The sequence below is a fragment of the Desulfurobacteriaceae bacterium genome (assembly GCA_039832905.1).
Lineage (GTDB): Bacteria > Aquificota > Aquificia > Desulfurobacteriales > Desulfurobacteriaceae > Desulfurobacterium.
This window is the reverse complement of the sequence record JBDOLX010000110.1, coordinates 1-5,775: the sequence shown is the minus strand read 5'-3', so window position 1 is coordinate 5,775 and position 5,775 is coordinate 1. Positions and strand designations below refer to the sequence as shown.

At 34.4% G+C, this 5,775-nt stretch carries 5 protein-coding genes; 2 read left to right on the top strand and 3 right to left on the bottom strand.

The window, feature by feature from the left end:
* Together ABGX27_08450 and ABGX27_08445 are read left to right on the top strand one after the other, a co-directional pair.
* Positions 1 to 194: hypothetical protein (locus ABGX27_08450; GenBank protein MEO2069517.1), on the top strand; the 194-nt coding region annotated here is incomplete at its 5' end.
* A gap of 139 nt (positions 195 to 333) precedes the next feature.
* Positions 334 to 1,641, top strand: a complete 1,308-nt coding sequence (locus ABGX27_08445) for an HD domain-containing phosphohydrolase (protein ID MEO2069516.1) — start codon at positions 334 to 336, stop codon at positions 1,639 to 1,641.
* On the opposite strand, the gene der is transcribed toward ABGX27_08445, so the two are convergent.
* The 3 genes from der to ABGX27_08430 form a co-directional block, all read right to left on the bottom strand.
* On the bottom strand, positions 1,628 to 3,061 hold the full coding sequence (der, locus tag ABGX27_08440; GenBank protein ID MEO2069515.1) for a ribosome biogenesis GTPase Der: 1,434 nt from the start codon (positions 3,059 to 3,061) through the stop codon (positions 1,628 to 1,630). The two genes, ABGX27_08445 and der, sit on opposite strands and share 14 nt — an antisense overlap.
* 74 nt (positions 3,062 to 3,135) lie before the next feature.
* Positions 3,136 to 4,398, bottom strand: a complete 1,263-nt coding sequence (locus ABGX27_08435; GenBank protein MEO2069514.1) for a GGDEF domain-containing protein — start codon at positions 4,396 to 4,398, stop codon at positions 3,136 to 3,138.
* The gene (locus ABGX27_08430) at positions 4,386 to 5,528 is read right to left on the bottom strand and encodes a hypothetical protein (protein MEO2069513.1); all 1,143 of its coding nucleotides are present in this window, start codon (positions 5,526 to 5,528) and stop codon (positions 4,386 to 4,388) included. The genes ABGX27_08435 and ABGX27_08430 overlap by 13 nt, the downstream gene beginning before the upstream one ends.
* Positions 5,529 to 5,775: the final 247 nt, after the last annotated feature.

Sequence of the window (5,775 nt, the reverse complement as noted above, 5' to 3'; positions counted from 1 at the left end):
AAATATATAATTTAAGCCCAACAAAACGCTCAGCTCCATCACCAGAAGATGTTTGGGTATTCTCAGGTTTCTGGCTAATCCTTTGGGGTTATTTCTTCATAAGGGGCTGGAAAAGTAAAAAACTTCCAAGAAAGTGGTTACTCTTGGGTATTGTGGTTGGAGTAGTTATTGAACTGATAGTTACTATTCCTTAAGTTTCAATTTTTTCTAATCTAAAATCGATTTCATAAAAGTAGAAATTTTAAGGTTGATTTATAATTAAGATAAGACAATTTAAAAGATGTTAAGTGTGAGTGTATAATCTAGATATGGTAAAAGTTAGAGAGGTTCTAAGTGGACTTAGCGGTTGATATTTCAAAATTCCTGCTCGCCGTTTCCTCTCTTAACAGTCTTGCAGATTCTGTTCTTAACAATCACAATTACAGAGTTGCTTTCATTTCTTATTCTATTGCAAGGGAAATAAGTTACTCCAGTGAATTTTTATCCAACCTTCTTGTAGCAGGTCTACTTCACGACATAGGTCTTCTACTCATACCTTCCACAGAAGATATAGTTCTCCTAAAAGCTTCTGATTTTCACGAGAATGAAAAAAGAATACATCTTCATGCTGAAGTAGGATACGAGCTCTTTAGAAGATTCCCTTACTTTTCAAAGATAGCAAAGATAATAAGATACCATCATTATCCATATAAATTCTTCTTTAAATCCAGAATTCCTTATAGTGCTTTCATTATTCATTTAGCCGATAGAATAGATACCTTTGTACTTTCAAGGATAAATACAGGCTATCCTTACTCTTACCTTTCTTCCTTTATACCAGAACTTGAAAGTTATCTAAAAAAGTTTAAGGGAAGAATCTTTGAGCCTAGGTTGGTTGATATTTTTCTAAAGAAAATATGCCCCAAAGAAGCGTTTTGGTATGAACTTTTGAAAGAGGATATCGTTAAGGAAACTCTTGAAGAGCTTTTAAAGAGCATTGCAAGTAAATTACCACTTGAAGCATTCTTTGATCTCGCCCAAATATTTGCTTATCTCATAGACTTTAAAAGTCCCTTCACAGCTACTCACTCTTCTGGAGTAGCTCAAACTGCCGTTTCTTTAGCAGCTCTTTTTAATTTCACTTCACCAGATCTAAAGAAGATGAAAGTTGCAGGGCTGCTACACGATGTAGGAAAGATAGCTATTCCGAACGAAATTCTCGAAAAACCAGCTAAGCTTACAGTGGAAGAATACGACGTTATGAAATCTCACGTGTTTTTTAGTTATAAACTAATTTCCAAGCTTGGTATAGATAGAAATATTGTCGAATGGGCAGCTTATCACCACGAAACCTTAGATGGAAAAGGATATCCTTTTAAACTTAGAGCAAAAGACCTTTCTTTGGGTTCGAGAATTATGGCTGTTGCAGATATTTTCACTGCTCTTATGGAAGATCGTCCTTACAAAAAAGGGCTTCCTGTAAAGAGAGCAATAGCCATAATAGATGATCTTGTTAAAAACGGAAAGCTAGATAAGAAAGTTGTTAACGTTCTAAAAGAAAACCTAGAAAAAATTAACGTAAGAAGAGAGACAGCCCAAAAGAGAGCAGTGGAAGTATACAGTTCATTGAGAGAACTTGTCCAAAAGTTTACCTCTTCTTAAAGACAATTCTTATAGGTATCTTATTAAAACCAAACTTTTCACGTAATCTGTTCTCAAGAAATCTTCTAAATGAATTTGGTATTCCTTCTGGATAGTTAGAGAAAAGTAAAAATGTTGGTGGTTTAGTTTTAACCTGTGTTCCATAGTAAATCTTAACTATTTTGTTCTTGTAAACTGGTGGTTGATGAATTTCCATAAGCTCCTTTAAAGCTCTATTAAAGACTCCAGTTCTGACTCTCTGGGTATATTGCCTATAAAGATCTTTAACCTGTTTTAAGAGTTCATCAAGCCCTTTTTTCTCTTTAGCGGATATGAATACTCTTGGAGCGTAAGAAATAAAGTCAAAGTTTAGATCAAGTTCTTTATGGACCCTTTCCCAATCTTTCTGGCTTTGGAGCTTATCTATTTTGTTAACTGCTATAACAATAGGTTTAAACTTATCAAGAGCTATCCCGCAGATTTTAGTATCTCTATCAGTTGGTCCCTCCTCTGCATCCACAAGAAGAACAACTACATCTGCTCTGTCAATTGCATCAAGAGCTCTTAAGTATGAATAGTACTCAATATCCTTTATTTTTCCTCTTCTTCTTATTCCTGCTGTATCTATAAAGATGAGCTCGTCATCACCTATCTTTACGTAACTATCTATTGCATCTCTAGTTGTTCCGGGAATATCACTGACTATGGCTCTTTCTTCACCGACAAGAGCATTGAGAAGAGTAGATTTTCCCATGTTTGGGCGACCAACAATAGCCACTTTTATAGGTTCTTTCTCCTCCTCCTCTAAAAGATATTCTTCTCCTTTTTCCAGCGTTTCTGCTAGGTTCTCAAGTTCCTCCCTATCTTCTCCCGATATGATTTTCTCTGCTTTCTTTCTTCTTTCTTCCTTTTCATACTCCTCTTTTGCCACCTTTCTAAGGTCCTCTGGCAAGAGTTCTAAGATTCTTTCTTTAAGCGTAGGAATACCTATCTTGTGAATGGCAGAGATTGGAATTACTTCCTCAAAACCAAGTCTATATGCATCGTAAACAAGTTCTTCCATATATGGTTCATCAACTTTGTTTACGGCAACAACTATTGGCTTTTTCCACTTCCTTAAAATTTTTGCAACTTCTTCATCAAGAGGAGTAATACCCTCTCTTCCATCAACAACAAAAACAATTATGTCGGCTTCCTCCATAGCTCTTTTTGCTTGTTCAGTCGTTTCTCTTGCAAAGCCTTCACCTGAGGTATCCACTCCTCCGGTGTCAACAAGTAGAACTTTATGCTCGTTAATATCAGCTTCTTGGACAATCCTATCTCTTGTTACTCCCGGTGTATCATCAATGATTGCTACTTTTCTTTCAAGAAGTCTATTGAAAAGCGAAGATTTTCCAACGTTTGGTCTTCCAACTATGGACACTACAGGAAGTCGTCTCATATTTCCTCCCTAGGGTTAAAATATAGTTTTAGATAATTAGAAAAGATATTCTTAATCTTTAAAATTTCTACCAGTTAGTCCAACACAATAGTGTTCTTTCCACTTCTTTTAGCCACGTAAAGCCTTTCGTCTGCAATATTTATAAGTTTATCAAGGGAATCTATCTCCAGAATATCTTCAGGAAAACCAGCCACACCTGCACTAAAGGTAACCTTTTTTCCGATACCGAAATCAATATTACTCAACTTCTGTTTTATTCTATTAACAACATATAAAGCCGATTCCTTTTTTGTATTAGGAAGGATCAAAAGTATCTCTTCCCCTCCAAATCTAACGGCTATATCAGAATTTCTTATAGAAGTTAATATTATTTTCCCTAGAGTCTTCAGAACTTCATCGCCTTTTGCATGTCCGAAAGTATCGTTTATGTATTTGAAATCGTCAATATCCATTAATACAACGGAGAGAGGAAGCCCCTGTCTTTTTACAAGTCCGAGTATTTTATCCATAAATTGGTTTAAATAGTTTCTATTGTAAAGTTTCGTTAATGGATCTCTAAGGGCTTGCTGTCTAAGTTCAGCAGTAAGATCTATAACTTTGCTAACAAGTTTTATGAGTAGATCTCCAACTTTAAAGAACTCCCTAAAAGAAAACTGGTTTAAGTAAAACCTCATCATTGACTTATAGTCGGATAAGAGTTCGCTGTTCTCTTTTAATGCATCTTCTATTTGACTTATAATTTTGCTAAGTAAATTGAAGTTCTTGTTTATCCTCATCAACATATCGAAGAAAAGAACACCTACAAAAATTGTAAAAATTATGAAAAGAATAACATTCTGTAATAGCCATTGGGCTATAATGTTGTTGATGTCGTGTTTGGAATAAAGAATACCTAAAGTACCTTCTTTTTCCCTCTCTATGACGAACGTAGACGCGACCTCACTGTAAAGAGGAGTACAAACCAAAATATTTTCCTTAAGATTTATAACCTCTGTTGAGGATTTTCCTTGACACTGTTTAAAAAGCTCCAGGTAGTTCTTAGACAAATCCTTAGGATAAAAAAACTCCTTTGACGATAGTTGAAGATAAACAACTTCTGCAGATCGAATTTCTTCTTTGAGAGTTCTTAGATGTTGTTCTACAAGTAAATCGTTATAGTAGATATTGAAGATGTACTGAAGGTTTCTTCCTGCTAGTGAGGTTATGTACTTTAGATGCTTTTCATAGAGATTGTTCAAATTATTTGAGGACATTACACTAAAGACAATTATACAACCTATGGCTAAAACAAATATTAATATGCCGTGTTTTACTAAAAATTTCCTTATGGACTCCACAACTTAACTCTCGCCGGACAAGGCAATATTTTCTCTTTTGGAGAGTTCTCTAAGAGGTAAAGTATTCTCTCTACAAGCAAATTATAGTCAACGGCGTATATAAAGTTAACACCATAACTATCTAGATCTGGTAAACTTGTCAAAATAATTTTTCTACTGTCCTTTGAAAGTTTCATTAATTTCAAAAGGTTAACTACTTTTAAAACCTCTGGGTCAGGAAAAATATAAATATATTTATACTTGAGAAGTTCGGGTACTATTTCCATAATGTCATTCCGAAAGAAGATTAGCTTAAAAAAGGTTGAATTTGGAAAGTACCTTTTAGCTATTTCTTTTGTTTTTTCACTAAGTGGAACAGCTATAGTATCTCTTTTTAAGCCGGTGTAGGAAAAAAAAGTTTGAGCTGTTCTTTGGGGAACTGGAAAAATCCTTATCCCAAAAAAATTGTCTTTACTGCTTAAACCAAATTCTTCTGGGAATAGAACAAAAGAGTAGATAATTTTTTTATTTTTTACTTTCTTATCCTTAATAGCTTTTGCGACAGCAGGAGTTCCTAATAGGACTAAAGATTGACATTTATTTAGTTTGTCTTTTTCCCTTTCCCAATTAGGGCGAAGATATGAAAGGTTCTTTAACTTTCTAGAAAGTATACTTCTTACGTAAGAGGTAGCCTCTATTCTATAACTGTCAACTATGCCGAATAATAATTCTTGATACGATGGCCTCATGAGATTATTTTCCTTAGTACAGGGTGTTTCAAGATTATTGCACGCCACATCCGATGTACTTGTTTTGTTTTGTTCAGCTGTATTCGAGTCAATTACAATTATGGAATAGTGTATACTATTTGCTTTTTTGTCTTTTGCAATTAGTTTATCACGTAGTAATGCATCTATTGCCTTTTGAATGTCTCCTGCATTGATTACATTTGCATCCATCATTGCTTCAAGAGTTCTTAAAACTATCAACTCTCCTGTTGCCCCTGCAATAGTTTGAGGAATTACAACGCACACATCTGACACAATAACTGTCACATCGTTATCCTTGCCATATTTCCAGTTCTTTGGTATGCCAATATAGTAATTCCTGAAATCACTGTTGCTTAGATCTTGATATACAACTTCTACCATTGATTTTATATTTCGCACTAAAGTAAAAATATTGTTTGTTATGTGTTTCTTATCAACTCTGGGGCGGAATCTGCCAAAAATTGCTTCTTAATTGGTGAAGATTGGTCAATGAATTCTTATATTAAAAGACTGTTAGAACAAGTTTTTGAGTCTTACACAATACTCTATAAACTTGAGAATAAAGCGCACGATATTGAAATTATTAAAAAAGAATACAGCAGGATTTACGGCTTGATCAAAGTGTTAA